Raw genomic sequence first — 21,918 nt, forward strand, 5'->3', positions numbered from 1 at the left:
TTCTATCTCCTTTATCGATTACAAATCCCATCAATATGTCTATATGTATGTTCCTGGATGTCTACAACGCAATCATTATCCTATATTTCCCATACAAAAGCAAGGCACCGGCCGCAAATATGCAGCCGATGCCATGAGCAGAAAATTAAGACACTCCGGTTCAATCCATGACGGAAACGCGAATAAACGGGCACAATTGATGAATCGTCCGATATTTGAATAATTGCTGCCCATCAGCGAAGAGGCCCTGCTTTTCCATTTCCACCTCGGCCCGAACCGCATGAAGGGAGGTGCCGCCCAGCCGGAAAAAGTCGTCGTCAATGCCGATGCCGCCGATGCCGAGCACCCGTTCCCAGATTTGCACCATAGCCGCTTCCACCTCGTTGGCCGGAGCGCGGTAGGCGGCTCTCAGCGGCGCTCCTTCCTCGATGTTCTGCACCGGTAATTGGAGAAGCCGGACCGCATTATAATAGTGCAGCGGGAGCAGCTGATGCTGGTGCAGCTGCGGATAGCGCCCGTCGAGAACCATGTCCCACGACGGCTGCTCGAAGCTTCCCGCGCCCACCATGACCGTCGCGGACTCGCGCGGCGTGCCGTTGCCTGTATGCTGCGGCTCTTCCCTGACAGGAAGAGGCGCGCTGCGGACACATTGGATATGATCGATGGCGTCCGGGATATCCTCCACGGCATGCCGGAAGCGCACGGTGCGGTCCGTCTCTTCCATGACACTCCAGCCACCCGATTGCAAAAAGGCGAGCATGGGTTCGTTCTTCCCGGTAAGCGTGCATACCGCTTCGATATAAGCGGCATTCCGTTCAAGACAGTACGGCTTCAATGAGCTGATCACGGCAGCTTCGATTCCTCTTCCGAGGATACGGCAGCTTAAGAGGAAAGAATCCAGATGCATGATGCCGTCCTCGCATCGGGTAATGACAGCCCCGGCCAGACCGTAGCTTCCGAATCGGTCCGCGGCTTCGATAGCCCAGCACGCCGTATCCGGCTTCGACAGGATGGACGGCAAGCCGTCCGCCATGCTGCGGTCCGCATTCAGCGTGAATTGATTGGTCCGCTGCATAAGCTGGCCGATGCGCGGCAGCTGTCCGGCCTCCGCCTCCTTAATGCTCATCACGAGCTCCAAATCATGGAGAAAGGCCTGCAGCGACGAAGCGGATGCGCGAACTTCGCCGCGCTTGCGCTCCGTTGCATACCTTTCGGTTCTTCGCTCGTCGTCTTCGGTCACGCGGATGCGATCCAGGGCCCATATATGCCGCAGGAATGCCGGCACTTGCCGTCCTTCAGGCAGCTGGAGCGCCAGCACTTCCGGGCAATTCGAGCGAACCTCCAAGCATTCCAGCGAACTGTCATCGAGGAAGATGAAGCTGTCCAGTCCCAACCGGAGCTCCTCCGCCAGCGAGCGCAGATTTTCAGATTTCGTGCTCCAGTTGATGCGCCAACCGGCGAAGTCCTCTTTTGTCAGCAGCATGTCCGGATGTTTGTCGAATACGTCCCACACGTCCCTCTCGTTGTTCTTGCTGACAAGGACAAGCAGCATGCCCTCGCGCTGCTTCTCCAGCAGACACCGCTGCAAATCGCGGCAAGGCTCCGTAACCGTGACTCCTTCGGCTCCATCTTCGCCGCATACTCCGTTCCACAGCGTATGGTCGCAATCGACCGCGATGACCTTGAACGGATGTCCGTGCCAAGCCAACAGGCGGCGCGTCGTGAACGTCCCGATGGCCGCGTAATATTCCGGCGTGAACGGCATGTGCCCCGCTTGATCGGCGGCGGCATCATCGATGTGCTCGACGCCGAACATCCCGCCAACCTCTCTGAAGTCGATGACATGAACATGCTCCTTCTTTTCCAGCTCCCGCTTCCATCGGTTCGTCAGCTCCTCCAAATAGCTCGCCATGACCGGTGAAGCTCCAAGCGAAGCCGACACCGGAAACACGCCGGCGAACAGCGGCCTTGGGCCCTTCATCGCAGACAAAGCCTGCGCCAGCTCGGAGAACGCCCGCTCCAGCTTCTTAATTTGCTTGTCCTCCGGCGAGCGATCATCCCGCAGCCAATCCTCGAACCGCACGAGGAGCAATCCCGCATCTCCCTCGGAAGAGAGCGCGCTGTCCGGATTCAAAAGCTCCTGAAACACTTGGTGGTAAGGCGCAAAATGAATGTCAAGGCGCAATCCGAATTGCTCGCCCCACCATTGCACATACGGACGGATCGGCTCCGCCGTAAAGGTGGAGGCGGCAACCACGGTAAACGCGCTTTCCGGCTCCGGTTTGCGTCTTTTGGCGGCCAGTTCGCTCTGCTCCGCCTCGGAGAGCAGCCGGATCTCCCCCAGCTTCCGCTCCGGATCGGCCAGCACATTGTCGATCAACTCGACGAAGTGCCCCATCAGCCCCGCTATCGTGTCTTCGACGAACAGGGCCGTGTTATACTGCATGACGCAGAGCAGCCCGCCGTCATCGGCAAAGCCGATATCGAGCTTGAAGTCGAGCTTGGAGATCCCCTTCGTAATGTCATAGTTCTCGAAGGTGAGTCCTTCGGCCTTCAACACCGGGTTCCCGTCAAATTCGTTATGGAAAATCATCATTGTATCAAACAGCGGATTGCGGCCGCGCGGCAATTTCGCCGACAATTTCTCCACCATCCGGTCGAACGGGAAATCTTGATTTTCGTACGCGTTCATCATCGTGTCATTCAACACGAGCAGTTGGTCGAGGATGGTGCGGTTCTCCTCGAAGCAGACCCGTATCGGCAAAAAGTTGGTGAACATGCCGATTAATGGCTCCACATCGGCATGCCGCCGGCCTGCGACCAGCGAGCCGACCGTCATGTCGCGCTGGCCGGTATAATGGTGCAGCACAAGGGTGTACAGGTAGAACAACAGCACGTTGATCGTGACGTTGCGGGACTTGGCCACAGCGTTCAACTGATCCGCCGTCGCCTTGGGCAGAGTGAGCTTGTGCGCTCTGCCGATGAACGATTGGAATTCGGGCCGCTCGAAATCGGTCGGCATATTCAGCACCGGGATGCTGTGCCGGAACTGGCTCAACCAGTACTCCTCCTGCTTCCGGATCATGTCTCCTTCCAGCAGGCGGTGCTGCCATTCCGCATAATCCTTATACTGAATCCGCAGCGGCTGGAGCTCCTTCCCCGCATACAGATCGCTGAACTCCTTAATGAATACGTTCATAGATGCGCCGTCCGACACGATATTGTGCATATCCATAAGCAGCACATGCTTCTCCGGCCCAAGCTTGACGAAAGAGGCGCGAATCAGCGGGGCTTGGCCCAGATCGAACGGTTTGATGAACTTGCGCACGATTTTATTCATATCCTGCTCGTCTGCTTCCAGGCGTTCGACCGCAAACGAGAAGTCTTCATGGACTTGCTGCATTGGCTCCCCGTCAACCAAGTGGAACGAGGTCCGCATATTTTCATGACGGTGAATCAATTTGATGAACGTTTGCTCGAACCGATCGGCATCAGCTTTGCCATGAACCAGCAAGGCCATCGGCATGTTGTAGGTTGTTACGTCGCCGATTTGCTGATGGATGAGGAACGTCCGTTTCTGAGCGGAAGACACCTGATAATACGGTTTCGGCTCCGCCGGCGAGATGGCGAAATATTGATTTTTCTCCATCTGTGCGATGTGCCGGGCAAGGGCGCTAATCGTCGGCATGTTGAAAATATCCGATAAGGCCAGCTCCGCGTCGAACTCCTTATGGATCTTGGCGATAAGGCTGGTCGCCTTCAACGAGTGGCCGCCCAATTCAAAGAAATCATCGTGAATCCCGATCTCCCCGATACCGAACAGATCCCGCCAAATGCCGGCCAACGTCTCTTCCAGCGAATTCCGGGGCGCGGCTGTTCCAGGCGCTGCCTCCCGCCGGGACGCCGGCGCCGCTGAGCCGGAATGCCCCGCGCCCTCCGCAGCAGAGCCGTAGTGGACGATGCGGATTCCTTCCTCATCGATCCAGAAGCGCCGGCGGTCGAACGGATAGGTGGGCAGCGGGATACGATTTCTCTGCTCCTCCCCGTAGAAGCGCGACCAATCGATTGTCACGCCGGCGTTCCACAGCCGTCCGACTTGAAGGAGGAGATGCGCCACATCCGACGCAGCCTGCTGCGGATGCCGCATCAGGTTCACCAGGACACGCTCCCCCTTTGCCTCCGTGTGCCGCCGTGCAAAGGCGGTCAGCGCATTGCCTCCGCCAATCTCCGCGAACGCGGCATCGATCTCGGCGAACAGTGTCGCGAGTCCGTCGGCGAACCGTACCGTGCCGCGCAGATGCCGCGCCCAGTAGGCCGGGCTTACCGCTTCCTCATCCCGAATCCAGGTCCCCGTCACGTTCGAAATGAACGGGAAGCGCGGCGGATGCAGCGTCAGCTTGCCTACCTCCTGCTCATAGCGCTCCAGGATGGGGTCCATCATGGCGGAATGGAACGCATGGGACGTATGCAGCCGCCGGCAGGCGTGCCCTCTCTCCTCCAGCAGGGCAGCCAGCGCCTCGACCGCTTCCTGCGTTCCGGACACGACGCACATGGAAGGCGCGTTCACCGCGGCCAGGGACAATCCGCCGGACAGCATCGGCAGCAGCTCTTGCTCGCTCAGCGGCACGCTCAGCATGACACTGCCGGGCAGACTCTGCATCAATTGTCCGCGCAGCGTGACGAGCCGGATGGCGTCCTCGAGCGGGAAGACGCCGGCGAGGCATGCGGCCGCATATTCGCCAATGCTGTGCCCGATCATCGCCTGCGGACGCACTCCCCAGTCCATCATCAGCTTGGCCAGTGCGTACTCGACTGTAAAGATGACGGGCTGCGCGATGTCTGTCCGGTTGATTAGTCCGAAAGCCTCCGCATCAGCCTCTTCGCCGGACGGGTATAGAACCTGCTTCACCTGCTTGCCGATTGGATCCGGCATCAGCTCGAAGCAGCGATCCGCCTCGGCGCGGAACACCGGCTCCCGCTCGTACAGCTCCCGGCCCATGCCGGTGTATTGCGAGCCTTGGCCGGAGAACATGAAGACGACAGGCTTGTCATCCGCCGCGGCCATCCCGCTCTGGACATCGGCACAGTCCGGCTGATCCAGCCAAGCGGCTGCTTCCCCCGCGCTGGCGCAGACGAACGTGCGGCGATGCGGGAACGCCGCCCGCCCCACATGCAGCGTATAGGCCATATCGGCCAGGCATACGTCCGGATGCTCTTGCACATGCCGGGCCATGCGCTCGGTCAGCCGTTCAAGCGAGGCTTCCGTCTTGGCGGACAAGGCGATGAGCTGCACCGTTCTGCCCGGGGAGGAAGCGGCCGCGGGCGGCGCCTCCTCCAGCACGACATGCGCATTCGTTCCGCCGATGCCGAACGAGCTGACTCCGGCACGCAGCGGCCCGCCGTCGCTCGTCCACTCTCGCAAGCGGTCGTTGACATAGAACGGGCTGTTCTCGAAGTCGATCTTCGGGTTCGGACGTTCATAGTGAAGCGTCGGCGGCAATTGTTTGTTCGCCAGCGCGAGCACGCTCTTAATGAAGCCGGCCACTCCCGCGGCATTGTTCAAATGTCCGATGTTGGATTTGGCCGAGCCGATGCCGCAGTAGCGTTTCTTTTCTGTCTGAAATGCGGTATTCAACGCTTCGATCTCGATCGGATCGCCCAGCGTCGTTCCCGTTCCGTGCGCCTCAATGTAGCTGATGCTTTCCGGCTCCACTTCCGCCACATGATGAGCGGCTCGGATGACGGACACTTGTCCCTGCGTGCTCGGCGCGGTATAGCCCACTTTCCGGTTCCCGTCATTATTGATCGCCGAGCCTTTAATGACGGCGAAGATATGGTCGCCGTCCGCGAGCGCATCCTCCAGCGGCTTCAGAAGGACGATGCCCGCGCCGTCTCCAAAGACAGTGCCGGCCGCCTGTTCGTCGAAGGCGCGGCAGTGCCCGTCAGGCGAATTGATCATGCCTTCTTGATAGAAATAGCCGTTTTTCTGCGGCAGTTGAATCGACACCCCGCCGGCAAGCGCCATGCTGCACTCGCCGCTGAGCAAGCCTTGGCAAGCCAGATGCACGGCCACGAGCGATGTGGAGCAAGCGGTCTGCACCGTGAAGCTCGGCCCCTTCAAATTCAATTTGTACGATACAAGGGTCGCCATATAATCGCGAAGGTTCAACATCGCCGTCTCCAGCGTCGCGGATTCCTCCGCCGTACCCAGCCCTTTGAACGCCCGCATGAACCAATGGGAATTGAAGGCTGCGCCGGTATAGAGCCCGATGGACCCGCGATACGTCTTCGGATCGTAGCCCGCCTGTTCGAGCGCTTCCCAGGAGCATTCGTGCAGAAGGCGGAATTGCGGATCCATCACCTCTGCTTCGCGCGGGGTATAATCGAAAAACTCGGGATCGAAGTACTCGATGTCATCCAGCATCCCTTTGGCCTTCACAAAATTCGGATGGCGCAGCGTGTCCGGATCGATACCGGCCTCCAGCAGTTCCTCTTCGCTGAAAAAGGAAATGCTCTCCCTGGCGTTGCAGAGGTTGTCCCAATATTCCCGCAAGTTTTTGGCTCCCGGGAACCTTCCCGACATGCCGATGACGGCGATTTCGGATCCGGTGTACTCTCTTCCGCTCGATACGCTCATTGCAAGACCTCTCCTTTGCGTCTTTTTTCTTTTTGCTGCTGCTGCCGTTTCTTTCCTTTGGCCACCGAACCGATCAACTGCTGCTCCAGCTCCGCTTCCTCCGCCTCGTCCTGTCCGTTCCGGGTCAGGCGCTGCGCGAGCGCATGTATGCTGGGATAGGTGAACAAATCGACGACGGCGATGCTTTCGCCCAACGCTTCGTTTAATTTGCCGGTCAATTGGATCATGTCGAGGGAGCTCGCCCCCAGGTCAAAAAAGTTATCATGGATACCCACTTCGTCCATGCGGAAAAACCGCGTCCACACGTCGGCGATCGCCTTCTCTATCCGGTTGCGAGGCGCGACATACGGGTTGGTCAGATTCGGCCGGCCGAACGAGGCGCCGCTTCCCGCCAGTTCTTCCTGCTTCTTGCCTGCGTGCCGAATCCATTGATCGATGCGCATGTCCAGATCTCCGGTGGAAACGATAACCTGGCTGCTGCCGCAAGGGTTGTAGACGTACCGGAACAGATCCGGCGCTTCGGCAGGCAATATCGCCAGTTCGACGAGCGATTCCCCGATGGTGGAGCTGTGCTGCTCCCAGAACTCCCATGCATCCCAATTGACGCACAGCCACCTCGTCCCCCCTGCCCGGTTCTGTCTGCGGGCGAAGGCATCCATGTACAGATTCGCGGCCGAATAGGCGCTGAAGCCAAGCCCGCCGAGCACGCTTGCGATGGAGGAGAACAGAATACATACATCCGCTTCTCTCCCGGCCAGCAGCTTCGACAGTGTCTGCAGCCCTTGGACTTTGGCCCGGAACTGCTCGTCCGACTGGCCTCCGCCGATATTTTCGATCGCACGGAACGATTCCGCGCCGGGAAGCCCGGCTGCCTGCACGACTCCGTTCACGCAGCCGTATGCGGCGTCCATATATTCGAAGACGCGGTTCATCTGCGCTTCGTCGGACAGGTCGGCCTGGATGTAAGTCACCTCGGCCCCCAACGCTTCCAACTGCTGCACCCGCTTGATTTTGCGAGAGATCGGATGCGCTTCGCCGTGTTCGGCCAGCCAATGGCCATACTCCTCCCGCGCGGGGAAGGAGGAACGCCCGGTAAGAATGAGCCGCCCCCGGAAATGCCGCGCCAAATACTCCGCCGTCAGCATGCCGATTCCACCGAGGCCGCCGGTGATCAGGTAGACGCCGCGTTCCCGGAATGGCGCTGCCGGAGGATCTGCTTGGCGCAGAGCGAGCGGCTTGTACTGCTGCACCCAACGGTATGGGCCGCGGTAAGCGATCAGACGATCCGAAGCCAGAACCGACAGCTCCGCCGCGATGCGCTCGGCGGTTCGCCGGTGATGTCCGCTCCCTGTCGGCGCATCGATATCGATGCTCACGCATCTCATGCCGCTGTATTCCTGCTGGATGACTATGCTTGGACCCAGCAGCGTTATTTTGCCGGGAGACAGCCGTTCCAGACCCGTTACCTCCTGCATATCGGTCGACACGACCGCGATGCGGACATCCGCAGACTCCTTTTGTTTGCGAAGCGCTTGCGCGAGGAAGATCAAGCTGTAATACCCGAGCTCTTGCTGGCGCCGTTCAGACTCGGCCTCCGCTCTGGAACCGTTCCCATCCGGCAATTCCTCGTCGGCGGCCGTAACATTCCATAAATGGACGACCCGATCCGGCACAAGCTCCCGGGCGCGGAGATCCTCCAACAGCAGCGCATACTGCTCCGCCGAGGCAGGAGACAGCGTGAACGTATCGTCATCGCGCTTAGCGAATGCGGGGCCTGCCTCCACGAGGACGGCCCGATGTCCTTCCTTCCGCACGAGCGCGGCCAGTTCGTCCGCGAGTCCGCAGCCGTCCGCGAAGATAAGCCAGTCATGCTTCCCGTCCTCGTCCGGCTTGTCCGAGCCTTCCTGCAGCACGGTCCGTTCCCACGAAGGGTAGTAGAACCAGTCGGCCATGTTCGGGTTTTTGCCCCCGCTCCGCGGCCCGGTTGGACGTCCCGCCGCCAGCGGCTGCTGCGCCTCATCCAGCCAATAGCGCTGCCGCTCCATCGGATAGGTCGGCAGCTCGACGCGCCTCCGCCGCTCATGCGCATAGAAGCCCGCCCAATCGATATCAATGCCGGCCAGCCAGAGGCGGCCGATTTTGTGAAGCAAGTAAGCAGAATCCGAATCGCCTTCCTGAGGGTGCCGCAGCAGATTGACGGCGACCCGTTCCCGCGAAGCCGCGAGATGCTTGCGTACGAACGTGCTGAGCGCATTGCCCGGGCCCGCCTCGATGAATACGGCGCGCGGATTGCTCAACAGTTCGTCCAGCCCGTCCGAGAAGCGCACGGCCGACCGCAAATGCCCGACCCAGTATTCGGGATCCGTAGCTTCTTCCGGCGTGATCCACGTGCCGGACACATTGGATATAAAAGGAACCTCCGGCTCCTTCAGCCGGATCGAGCGCACACGGTCCGCAAATTCCGGCAAAATCGGATCCATCATATGCGAATGGAACGCATGGGAGGTATGCAGACGCCGGCATGCGCAGCCTTTGCCTTCCAGCAGCCGGGCAAATTCGTCTATCTCGTCCGACTCCCCGGCGACGACGCATAAGGACGTGCTGTTGACGGCAGCCAGCGCAAGCCGATCCGGCAGCATGCCGCGCAATTCAGCCTCGGGCAGCGCTACGCTGAGCATCGCTCCGGCAGGCATCCCCTGCATGAGCCGGCCGCGAAGCGCGACAAGCTGGAGCGCTTCTTCCAGCGTGAATACGCCCGCCAGGCAAGCGGCGACATACTCGCCGATGCTGTGTCCCATCATCGCCTCCGGGCGAACGCCCCATCGCATCAGCAGCTTGGCAAGCGCATATTCGACGATGAACAGGAGGGGCTGCGCGATGTCCGTCCGCAGCATAAGCTCGTCCTCCCGCGTGCCGCGGCCTGCCTCGTCCGGATACAGCACGGCCTTCAAGTCTAGCGCCATATGCGGTTGAATGAGTGCGAGGCAGCGGTAGATCTCCTCCCGGAAGTCAGGCTCGCCACGGTACAGCCCGCGGCCCATGTTGACGTATTGGGAGCCTTGGCCCGGGAACAGGAACACGACGGAGCGGGCTTGCGTGCCCGTCTCGGCCACCGCTATCCGGCCAGGCTCGGGCGATGCCAGGATGGCGGCCGCTTCCTGCGCCGTCCCGCAGACGAACGCGGCTCTCCATTCGAAGGCCTTCCGGCCTGCTTGCAACGTATACGCCGCATCCGACAGATCGATATCCGGGCGTTCCGTCAGGAACTTCGCCAAGCGCGCTTTCGCCTCGGTCAGAGCCGTCGCCGTTCTTGCCGACACCAGCAGCAATTTATCGGATCGGCCTTCGCTCGATGGCTCCAAGACCGGGGCCTCCTCCAGGATGACATGCGCATTGGTGCCCCCGATTCCGAACGAGCTGACCCCGGAGCGCAGCGGATAGCGGCCGCTCTCCCAAGGAGTCAGGGCGGTGTTGACGACAAACGGGCTGTTGGCGAAATCAATCTTTGGATTTTCCCGTTCAAAATGCAGGGTCGGCGGAATCTGCTTCGCCTTCAACGCCAGCACCGTCTTGATGAAGCCCGCCGCTCCGGCCGCGCTGTTGAGATGCCCGACGTTGGACTTGACCGACCCAATCCGGCAAAAGCCCGTCTCCCCGGTGCGGAACGCCTCCTTCAACGCCTCGATCTCGATCGGGTCCCCCATATTCGTGCCCGTTCCGTGCGCCTCGACATAAGTGATGCTCTCCGGCTCCACGCCGGCCATCAGATGGGCCGCACGGATAACCTCGGCCTGTCCCTTCGTGCTCGGGGCGGTGAAGCCGACCTTGCGCATGCCGTCATTGTTCAGGCCGAAGCCTTTGATGATGGCATGGATAATATCTCCGTCCGCGATGGCGTCGCGCAGCCGCTTCAGGATGACGACGCCGACGCCGTCTCCGAAGACGGTTCCCTCCGCCTGCTCGTCGAAGGCGCGGCAGTGCCCGTCCGGCGACAGAATCATGCCGTCTTCGTACAGATAGCCTTGCTTGTGAGGCACGCTGACGGTGGCCCCGCCTGCCAAGGCGATATCGCACGTCCCCGCCAATAGCCCCTGGGCGGCGAGTGCGATGTTGACCAGCGAAGTTGAGCAGGCGGTCTGCATGGAGATGCTCGGTCCGCGGAGATTCAGCTTATAGGATAGCTGCGTGCTGAAAAATTCCCGATCGTTGAGCAGCATGGCGCTGAATCGCTCCGTTCCGCCCAAGCCCCCGGCGAAGCGGGAGACCCATTCCAAATTCGGGGTCGCGCCCGCATAGACGCCGATAAGTCCCGGATAGGCGTCCGGGTTGTACCCGGCCGATTCCAGCGCTTCCCACGCGCATTCGTGGAACAGCCGCAGCTGCGGGTCCATCAACTCGGCTTCCCGCGGCGAGTAACCGAAAAAGGCGGCATCGAATTGGTCGATTCCATGCAGGATTCCCTTGGCTTTCACATAAGACGGGTGGGAGACAAGCGCCGGATCGACGCCCTCCTGCAGCAGCTCCTCGTCGGTGAAGAACGTAATCGACTCGACCCCGCCGCGTAGATTGCGCCAGAACTCGTCGAGATTATCCGCGCCCGGGAAGCGGGCGGCCATGCCGATGACGGCAATGTCGATCCCGTTCTCCCCTGAGGCGGAGGAGCCGCTTCCCCGTCGTTCGCTCTGCTCCGCAGGCATTCGTTCCTGAAGCGAAGCCGACCTCAACCGGTCCGTCCGCGCCAGTCCCTCTTCCATAGCGCGGCGGCGCTCTTTATCCTGCGCCTCCGCCTCTTCGGCCGGCGTGTGCAGCCCATCATCCCGCAGGAACGCCGCCAGCGTGCGGACGGTCGGGTACGAATACAGCGCGACCACGGGAATGTCCTTGCCGAGCATCCCTGCCAGCTTGTCGGCCAACTGGGAAATATCAAGCGAGCTCGCTCCGATATCAAAGAAGTTATCGTTCATTGCGAGGTCCGAAAATCCGAAATGGCGCCGGACCGTATCCGCAATCATGTGCTCGATAGATGATACCGACACCGGGCGGGCCGTTGCGCCGCCCCGCGCGGCAGCTTCGCGCCCGCTTCCTGCTTCCGGCAGCGCGCCTTCCCGCACAGCGGCTGCCCGCCGCAGGCCGCCCGCGGCCAGTCGCATCCCGTCCACGGAATAGCGCCGGCGTTCGAACGGATAGGTCGGCAAGGTTATCCGGCGGCGCCGTTCCGACGCATAGTACTCCGTCCAATCGATCCGCACGCCCGCAATCCACAATTTGCCTATCTTCTCAAGCAAGTAGGCATCATCCGCGGCTTGCTCCTGCGGATGGCGGACGAGATAATGCGCCTCATGCCCCCCGCCCGCTTCGGCCTGTGCCTGCATTTTGCGGACGAAGCTGCTGAGCGCATTGCCGGGCCCGATCTCGATAAATACGGCCTGCTTCTCCTGGAGCAGCTTGGCCGCTCCGTCGGCGAACCGGACCGTCCCCCTCGCATGCCGCGTCCAGTAAGCCGGATCGGCGGCGTCCTCCGCCGTCATCCAGGTTCCCGTCACATTGGACAGGTACGGGATGGTTGGCACGGACAGCGCGATCTGCTTCACCTTATCCGCAAACGGCGCCAATATCGGCTCCATCATCGCCGAATGGAACGCATGCGAAGTATGAAGCTTCCGGTGCGCCACTTGTCTCTCGGCCAGCGCCGCTGCGAATAAAGCGATCGCTGCGGGCGGGCCCGATAAGACGCATTGCTCCGGCCCGTTGACAGCCGCCAGCGCCAATTCCGGCGGAAGCAGCGCGCTCAAGCTCTCCTCGGACAGCGAGACGCTCAGCATCTCGCCTGCCGGCAGGCTCTGTATCAGCTTCCCGCGCAGCGTGACGAGTTCCAGCGCGTCCTGAAGCGAGAGCACCCCGGACAGGCACGCCGCCGTATATTCGCCGATGCTGTGGCCCATCATCGCGTGCGGTTGGATACCCCACGACATCAGCAGCTTGGCCAGCGCATATTCGAAAGCGAACAAGGCCGGCTGCGCTGCTTCCGTCCGGTTGATACGGTCTGCCGCAGACGGGCTTGCCCCACAGCCTTCCTCCGGATACAGCAGTTCCCTTGGATCGGGACCGCCCGCCGCCGCGATGATCTCGCAGCAGCGGTCCATTTCCGCGCGGAACAGCGGCTCCTTCCGGTACAAATCCAGCCCCATGTTCACATACTGCGAGCCTTGCCCGGGGAAGAGAAAGATGACGCGGGCCCGCTCGAGCTCCGATTCACCCGTATGTACTTTGCCGTTCGCGGGATCGTCCAGACATGCGATTGCTTCCCAGACATCGGAGCAGACCAGCGCGCGGCGGAACCGGAACCGCTTGCGCCCTGTGTGCAGCGTATACGCCGCATCCGCCAATGATGTTTCAGGGCGGTCGCGCAGGAACTCGCCCAGGTTGCGGGTCGCGCGTTCCAATCCGTCCTCCGTCTCGGCAGAGAGCATGAGCAGCTTCATGTCCCGTCCCGCGGATCCCGCAGGCATAGCCGGCGCTTCCTCCAAGACGATGTGCGCATTCGTGCCCCCGATGCCGAAGGAGCTTACTCCCGCTCGCAGCGGACCGCCCGCTCTGTTCCAGCGGGTCAGCTCCGTGTTGACGGTGAAGGGCGAGCGGGCAAAGTCGATTTTCGGATTCGGGTTCTGAACGTGAAGGCTCGGCGGAATCTGCTTGTGCTTGAGCGCCAGCACGGCTTTGATGAAGCCGGCGACTCCGGCGGCGGCATCAAGATGGCCGATATTGGATTTGAGCGATCCGATTTGGCAAAAGCCGGTTTTCTCCGTGGCGAAGGCAAGCTGCAGCGCCTCCACCTCGATCGGATCGCCGAGCGCCGTCCCCGTGCCGTGCGCCTCGATATAGCCGATGCTCTCCGGATGCACCTCGGCCATGTGATGGGCGGCCCGGATAACCTCGACTTGGCCGTTCGTGCTTGGCGCCGTGTAGCCGACCTTCCGGCTGCCGTCATTGTTGATCGCCGAGCCTTTGATGATGGCATGGATCGTGTCGCAGTCTGCCAGGGCGTCAGCCAGCCGCTTCAGCACAACGATCCCGATGCCGTCTCCGAACAAGGTGCCGTTGGCTCCTTCGTCAAAGGGCCGGCAATGACCGTCCGGCGACTGGATCATGCCTTCCTGATACAGATATCCGGTGATGCGCGGCAAATTGATCGAGACGCCTCCGGCCAGAGCAAGATCGCATTCTCCCCCCAGCAAGCCCTGACATGCGAGGTGAATGGACACGAGCGAGGTGGAGCAGGCCGTCTGCACGCTCACGCTCGGGCCTTTCAAATTCAACTTATAGGAAATCCGTGTCGTGAACGACGGATTGTTCAATTGCAAGATTTGAAAATGATCGCTGGCATGGGGTGCGCTCATAATCTGGTTGGCGACCCAATAGGTATTAGGCGAAGCCCCCGCATATACGCCGATTAATTTCCCGTCCGTGTCGGGCGTGTACCCCGCGTCCTCCAGCGCCTCCCACGAGCATTCATGGAAGAGCCGGAACTGCGGATCAACCAGCTCCGCCTCCCGTGGCGTATAGTTAAAAAACGGCGCATCGAATGATTCCACGTCTTCCAGCATCGCCTTTGCCTTTACGTACTGGGGATGTTCGAGCAGCTCGGGCCCGATCCCCGCCTCCCTTAACTCTTCATCCGTAAAGAAAGTGACCGATTCCACGCCATCGCGCAAGTTGGCCCAAAATTCGGCCAAGTTCTTGGCTCCGGGGAATCGTCCCGCCATGCCGACCACGGCAATTTCCAGGCCGGTTCCTTCGTAATTTCCGTTCGCAGCACTCATCTTACCGCCCCTTTCACGTTCTCTCCCGCTTTTGAAGCCGCTGCTTCAACCGATTTTTTCCGTCATCTATCCGTTCGGAGCGATCCGCCGTTGCTTCCGGCGGCACTGTCTCCTTATGCGCCGCCCGCCGCAGCGATTCTGCCAGCGAATGAATCGTCGGATGGCTGAACATATCAACGACCGCCACTTCCCGCCCCAGCGCGCGCTGCAGCTTCGTATTCATTTGAATGATATCGAGGGAAGTAGCGCCGAGCTCAAAAAAGTTGTCGTGCAGACCGACTTGATCGATGCCAAGATAATCCCGCCACAGATCCGCCATCGTCTGTTCCAGCTCATCCTCCGGCGGAGCATACGCCGTCCTGACATCGGGACGGGCCGCTTGCGGGCCAGTTCCGTTCCGTTCCTTGTCCATCAAGGAGTGCAATGACGATGCGCGCGCGGTGTGCACCCGCAGCAGCAAATCCGTCGTCGATACCAGTACTTGCGGCCGGCGGCTTGCCAACGCTTGCCGGAAGACCGCCACTCCTTCTTCCGGCAGCAGCCGCGTCAGCTTGTCAGGCCCCTGGGCCCGCACGCCCGCATGCGCCGTAAGCGCCGCGATCTCTTGCTCGGCTGCCGCGGCCATGCCGACGGTCTGCCAGCCGTCCCAAGCAATGGCGACAACATGCGTGCCGCCCCGCGCCCGCTTGCTGCAAGCGTAAGCGTCGAGATACGCATTGGCCGCGCAATAGCCCGCTTGGCCGACGCCGCCCAACGCAGTGGTCAGAGAAGAGCACAACACAAGGAAATCAAGCCGCATGCCGGCCAGCACCCGGTCGAGCACCCGCGTGCCGTTCACCTTGGCCGCCAGCGCGCGTTCATCCATCTCCCGCGTGCGCCGTTGAATCAGCGCCCCGTCGGATACTCCCGCCGCGTGGATCACGCCATGAATCGCGCCGAAGCGGGCCACGGCCTCGGCTGCAACCTGCTCCATCCGCGCCTCGTCGCACACATCCGCCTGGCAAATAAGCACCTCGGATCCGTAACCTTCGAATTCATCTATTTTTTTGCGCTTATCCGCCGCCTCTTCGCCTTCCAGTCCCGAACGGCCCACCAGAATCAGCTTCGCCTCAACCGTCTTGGCCAAATGTTCCGCCAACGTCAAGCCAATGCCGCCAAGCCCTCCCGTTATCAAATACACCCCGTGCTTCCGCAGGCCGGTATCGGCTGCGGGCGACGGCAGCCTAGCATATTTTTGCACCCAGCGATAGGCCCCGCGGTAAGCGACGAATAGGTCCTCCGAAGGGGCGGCTATCTCCGCATGCAAGCGCTCGGCCAGGGCTTGCTGCCGCTCCGGCTCGCTCGGCCAGAGCGAATCCGTAATATCGATGCTGCGGCAGCGCACGTTGCCGTATTCTTGCGGAATGACCAGGCAAGCGCCAATCGCTGCCGCTTGTTCCGGCTGCAGCCGCTCGTCGCCTGTCACCTCCTGCATATTGGAGGTCACGACTGCTAGGTGCAGCTCCTCTTGAAGTCCGCAAGATCCGATGGCCCGCGCCAGTGCGAGGAGGCTGTAATAGCCTCTCTCCAACACCCTGTCTCCGGCGGAAGGGATTCGCGTATCCGTTTGCCCGGCTAACGCAGGTTCCCTATCTTTCACAGATTCCCCTTCCGCGGCTTTCCCACGTTCCGCAGCTTTCCCGGTTTCTTCAGCTTCTCCGGCCTCCGCGGAGTTCCCGCCTTCCGCCGCATTCCCGGCCTCCGCGGCCAGCCACGCGTGAATGATTCGGTCCGGCTGTCTTTCGCCTTCCGCCAGCGTCCGCAGCAGCCGCTCATAATGCTCCGCTTCCCCGGGATCAATCCGATATGCCCTGTCGTTCAATTGTGAAAAGGAATCAGAGGGATACACGACGACGACATCGCGGCCAGCCTCCCGCATGCAGGCAACCAACCGGGGGATCACCCCGTCCTCTGGCGAGAAGACGACCCAGAGGCTCCCTGAACGCTCAGATCCCGTCTCCTCCTGCAACAACGAGCGTTCCCACATCGGGGCGTACAGCCACTCACCGACCGTGTTCTTTTTGGCGAACCCGGCGCTGTCTTGCGGGCGCGAATCTGACGTCGGCTTGCGCGCCAGCCCCTGCTTCAGTACGTCGATCTCGAATGGCGGATCGACCCAATAACGGCGGCGTTCGAACGGATAGGTCGGCAATGCTGTCCGCTTGCGGCGCTCGCCCGCATGGAACGCTTTCCAATCCGGCCGGGCTCCTTCTAGCCACAGCCGTCCCACCTGCTGCAGCAAGTAGTCGTCGTCGCGCGCTTGCTCCTTCGGATGCCGGACGAGATTGACGGCCGCGTGGCGCGCGGTCTTGTCGGGATGCCGGCGCACAAATGCGCTTAACGCGTTGCCCGGCCCTACTTCCACGAACACGGCCTTGCCGTCCCGCAGCAGTTCGCGGAGACCGTCGGCAAAACGGACGGTACCCCGCACATGCCGGACCCAATACTCAGGATCGACGGCTTCCTCTGCCGTAATCCAGGTTCCGCTTACATTTGAAATAAAAGGAATGGCCGGCGCACGGAGCGTCATTCCGCTGACCTTCCGGCGGAACGGCTCCATGATCGGCTCCATCATCGCCGAATGAAAAGCATGGGAGGTGTGCAGCCTCGAGCAGGCATGACCCGCTTCGGCAAGCTGCCGTTCCAGCCTGTCGATGCCGTCATGCGTTCCCGATGCGACGCACAGCGACGCCCCGTTCACCGCCGCGACCGAGACGCCCTCATCGAGAAGCGGCTTCAGCTCTTGCTCCGGCAGCGGCACGCTGAGCATCGCTCCCGGCGGCATGCTGTGCATCAGTCTCCCCCGCAGCGTAATCAGCTCCAGCGCTTCTTCCAGCGTCATCACTCCCGCCAGGCACGCGGCCACGTATTCGCCTGCGCTATGGCCGATCAACGCGCTCGGCTTCAAGCCCCATTTCATCAGCAGCTGCGCCAGCGCATAGGAGAAAATGAACATGACCGGCTGGGTCACGTCGGTCTGCTTCAGGCGCTCAGCGCAATCGGCGGCTGCGTCATTCCCAGCCGGATACAGCAATTCCTTCAGATTCACGTCCAGCAGCGGACGGACGATGTCGCAGCATCTGGCCACCGCCTCGCGGAAGTCCGGCTCCCGGTGATAGAGATCTAGCCCCATGTTGACATACTGCGCGCCTTGACCGGGAAACATGAACACCAGCCTGGCCTGGTCATTGTCGCAGCTCCGGCTGTGAACCCGCTCGGGGGGCATGGTCTCCAGCAATTCCCGCGCTTCCTCCGCTGTGGAGCAGACGAACATGCGCCGATGCCGGAACGCCCGGCGGCCGATCTGCAGCGTGTAGGCCACACCGGACAACGGGATGCCCGGATGCTCCCGCATATACGCACACAGGCGGGCCGAGGCCTGCTCAAGTCCAGATTCCGTCTTGGCGGACAACAGCACGAGCTGCGCTGCTCTCCCCTCGTCTCCGTCCGGCTGCGACGGGGCTTCCTCAAGCACGACATGAATATTGGTTCCGCCGATGCCGAATGAGCTGACGCCGGCCCGCAGCGGGTAGTGCTCATTCGTCCATGGGATCAGCTCTGTATTGACGACGAACGGGCTGTTCGCAAAATCAATTTTGGGATTGGGCGCGTCGAAATGCAGACTGGGCGGAAGCTGCTTGTGATGTAGGGAGAGCACGGTCTTGATGAACGCTGCGACACCGGCGGCGCTATTCAAATGACCGATGTTCGTCTTGACGGACCCAATGCGGCAAAAGCCTGTGTTCTCCGTCTGAAAAGCCAGCTTCAACGCCTCGATCTCGACTGGATCACCGAGCGCGGTGCCTGTGCCGTGAGCTTCGACATAGCTGATGCTCTCCGGTGCAATCCGGCCCATGCGCTGCGCCGCCCGAATGACCTCCGCCTGGCCCTCGATGCTGGGAGCGGAGAATCCCACCTTGCGCGTGCCGTCATTGTTGGACGCCGAGCCCTTGATGACCGCGTAGATGCAGTCGCCGTCAGCAAGGGCCTGCTTCAACGGCTTGAGCACGACGATTCCCGCGCCTTCTCCGCCGACAGTCCCCTTTGCCTTCGCGTCAAACGCCCGGCAATGCCCGTCCGGCGAGCTGACCATCCCTTCTTCATAGAGATAGCCTTCCGTACGGGGAACCGTCACCGTCACTCCTCCGGCCAACGCCATTCTGCACTCGCCCGTCAGCAGCGCCCGGCAGGCCATATGGATCGCCAGCAGCGAAGTGGAGCAGGCGGAGTCGACGTTCACGCTCGGACCTTTCAAATTCAGCTTGTGAGCAATACGTGTGCTCAAAAAGTCTTTGTCCGATAACGCCAGCGCCGCGAATTGCTCGGCCGTGCTCTCGCTCCGCGACAGCATGGCCACCAGCTGCCAGTAAATGCTGGCCGAAGCACCCGCGAACAGCCCGATGGCGCCATTCGTCTGCTCGGAATCGTAGCCTGCATGCTCCAGCGCCTCCCAAGCGCATTCATGGAAAATGCGAAGCTGCGGATCGATGACCTCCGCCTCGCGCGGCGAATAGTCGAAAAAGTCGGAATCGAACCATTCCGCATCAGGCACAACCGCCTTCGCTTTCACATATCGCGGATTGCGGATCAGCCCGGGATCAACCCCGGCCGCCTCAAGCTCTTCATCGGAAAAGAAGTGGACCGACTCTTTTCCGCTTTTCAAATTATCCCAATATTCCTCTATACTCCGCGCTCCGGGAAATCGCCCGGCCATTCCGATAACGGCAATTTCGAGCCCGGTCGCCGCTTGGGTGTGCTGGCTCTTAGTCATCGTGCGCCCCCTCCAATATGAGCAGCGTCTGCTCCATCGCTGCAAATCCCGCATCTATTTCTTCATTGTCCGCCATGTCTTGCGGCCTGTGCGCTTCGCCGCTGTCCAACCGCTGCAAATAACTGCCGAGCGCCGCAATCGTCGTGTACTGGAACATCACGGGCACAGGGATGTCCCGGCCGAACGCTTCGGTCAGCTTGTTGACCACCTGCACGAGCTGGAACGAGTTCCCGCCCAGATCGAAAAAGGTATCCTGCACCCCTACCTTGTCCTCGCGAATGGACAAGACCTCAGCCCAGATTCGAACCAGTGTATTCTCGATGTCGCCCTGCGGCGCAACATATTCCTTGCCGGTATGAACGAACTCCTTAGGATTGGGCAGAGCTTTGGTGTCCAATTTCCCGTTCGCCGTCACGGGCAGCCGCTCGAGGCGGACAAAATAGGACGGAATCATATAAGCCGGCAGCTGCGGGGCCAAATAGTCCCGCAGCTCGGTAGCGGACAAGCCTGCCGGACCGGTATAGTACGCGCAGAGCATGCTTTGGCCGTTCTCGTCCTCCCGGACCTGGATCACCGCCTCGCGGACTTCCTCATGCGCGCGCAGCAGCATTTCGATTTCCCTGGGCTCGATGCGATACCCCCGCACCTTCACCTGATCATCCTGACGGCCGCAGTACTCCAGCATGCCGTCGGGGAGCCAGCGCCCCAGATCGCCCGTCCGGTACAGACGCTCCCCCGGAACCACCGGATGGGGCACGAACCTCTCCGCCGTCAGCTCCGGCCGGCCGAGATAGCCGCGGGCCAAGCCTGCGCCCGCGACACAGATTTCGCCCGGCACGCCCGGCGGGAGCAACTGGAGGTCCCGATCGAGCACATACACTCTCGTATTGTCGATTGACCGCCCGATCGGGAGGCCGCCCTCTTCCGTCCTGATTTCGGCGAATGTGGTCACCACCGTATTCTCTGTCGGCCCGTAATTGTTGAAGAGCCGGAAGCTCCCTGGCGCGTATCGCTTCAAGCGGTCTCCGCCTGTTAACAATATCCGCAGCGTCTCCGCTGTCCGATCAGGCAGTTCCATGAACTGCTCGCACATCATGGTCGGCAGGAAGGCGATCGTAATGCCCTGTTCCGCAAAAAAATCGTTCAGCTTGCGCGCATCCAGCCGGATGTCCGCAGGCACGATATGAATGGCCGCTCCCGCCAGCAGGTACGGGAACACCTCCCATACCGAAGCGTCGAAGCCGAATCCGGCGTATTTGATGCTGCGGTCGGATGGCGTCACGCCGAAGGCCCGCTTATGCCAGAACGCCAGATTGACGAGCGAGCGATGCTCGATCATGACGCCCTTCGGCTGTCCGGTAGAGCCTGACGTGTAGATGACGTAAGCCAGCGCCTCAGGATCGGCGGCCGCCGCCCCGTTCTCCGTCCCCCCGGCGAATAGCTCCGCCTCATCGAGGCATAGCGCGTCGCGGCCAGCCGTTCTTCCGGCCAGAGGCCGCTGCGTCAGCACCACGCGCGCCCCGCTATCCTCCAGCATGAAGCCGATGCGCTCGTCAGGGTAATCCGGATCTATCGGCAAAAAAGCGCCTCCGGCCTTCAATGCCGCCAGCAGGCCGACCAGCATGTCGGCGGAAGGGGCGAGCAGCAAGCCGACGATCTCGCCCGCCTCCATTCCGGCCGCCCGCAGCCTCCAAGCCAATTGGTTGGCCTTGGCGTTCAGCTCGCCATACGTCAGCTGTCCTTCCCGGCTGACGACAGCCGGCGCGTCCGGCGTGCGCGCCGCCTGTTCCTCGAACAAGCGGTGCACGGCCTGTTCCCGCGGATAATCAACCGAGCATCCGGCCAATGGGCCGAGAAGCCGCTCCTTCTCCCCGGGCAGCAGAATATGAATGCTCCGCAGCGGCTGATCGGGATTCGCCAGCGCCTCCCGCAGCAGCAGCGTGTAACGGGAAGCAAGGCTTGCCATGGTGCCGCTGCGATATAGCTGTGCATTATATTTGATTACACCGTCAATCCCGCCCTCCGTCCTGCGGAAGCAGAATAATGTCTTCCATTTCACGTTCCGGAGATACCGCTCATCGTGAATGTTGTCCAGCAGCAATGCCGTCTCGAAGAGCGGATGGGCGAGCGGATCGTCAGCCGGAAGGCCCAATTGCTGGACCGCGAGCTCCATCGGATAGCTCTGATGCTCAACGGCCGCCACAATCGTCTCTTGCATGTGAAGCAGACATTGCCTGAACGAGAGGGAGCCATCCAGCTTCGCCCGCAGCGGAAGCACGGCATTGATGAATTCGGCTTCCTCCCGCTGCCTGTAAATCGGAGTCCCGATGACGACATCGCTCCGGTTCGCCAATCTCGCCAGCAAGGCCGCGAGCGCGGCGGATAACACCACATGCAGCTTCGAATCCGAACCGTTGCTTACTTGCAGCAAGCGGGCCGTCAGCTCCGGCGGCAGGCAAAACGGGGCTTCTTCCGCCTGCATTCCGGTTCCGCGCACATCGTCGCAAGGAAAGCCGCTCTTGTCGTATTCTCCGGATAAGGCGGTCAGCCAGTAATCGCGCTCCTTGCTTTTTTGGGAAGCGGCCACCGCCAATCTGTCCAATCGATTTGCCAACCCCATCGCCATACCTCCCTTATTTCCGCGTAAGCCG

General features: G+C 61.3%; 4 protein-coding genes. All 4 read right to left on the bottom strand.

What is annotated here, in order from left to right:
* Positions 1–160: 160 nt before the first annotated feature.
* Genes DQX05_RS03355 through DQX05_RS03370 form a run of 4 tightly spaced genes read right to left on the bottom strand, consistent with a single transcriptional unit; the run spans position 161 to position 21,887 of the window.
* Positions 161–6,637 (bottom strand): type I polyketide synthase, encoded by a 6,477-nt coding sequence (locus DQX05_RS03355; protein WP_119790877.1) that lies wholly within the window; start codon positions 6,635–6,637, stop codon positions 161–163.
* Positions 6,634–14,457: a type I polyketide synthase gene (locus DQX05_RS03360; protein ID WP_119790879.1), complete on the bottom strand. Its 7,824-nt coding sequence runs from the start codon at positions 14,455–14,457 to the stop codon at positions 6,634–6,636. Before DQX05_RS03360 ends, DQX05_RS03355 begins: the two co-directional genes overlap by 4 nt.
* Before the next feature lie 13 nt (positions 14,458–14,470).
* A complete protein-coding gene (locus tag DQX05_RS03365; protein WP_119790881.1) occupies positions 14,471–19,267 on the bottom strand; it encodes a type I polyketide synthase in 4,797 nt (1,598 codons plus the stop codon).
* Positions 19,260–21,887 carry a non-ribosomal peptide synthetase gene (locus DQX05_RS03370; protein ID WP_119791422.1) on the bottom strand — a complete coding sequence of 876 codons (2,628 nt, stop codon included), beginning with the start codon at positions 21,885–21,887 and terminating at the stop codon, positions 19,260–19,262. The genes DQX05_RS03365 and DQX05_RS03370 overlap by 8 nt, the downstream gene beginning before the upstream one ends.
* Positions 21,888–21,918 lie beyond the last annotated feature (31 nt).

It is taken from the genome of Paenibacillus thiaminolyticus, assembly GCF_003591545.1.
Taxonomy (GTDB): domain Bacteria; phylum Bacillota; class Bacilli; order Paenibacillales; family Paenibacillaceae; genus Paenibacillus_B; species Paenibacillus_B thiaminolyticus_A.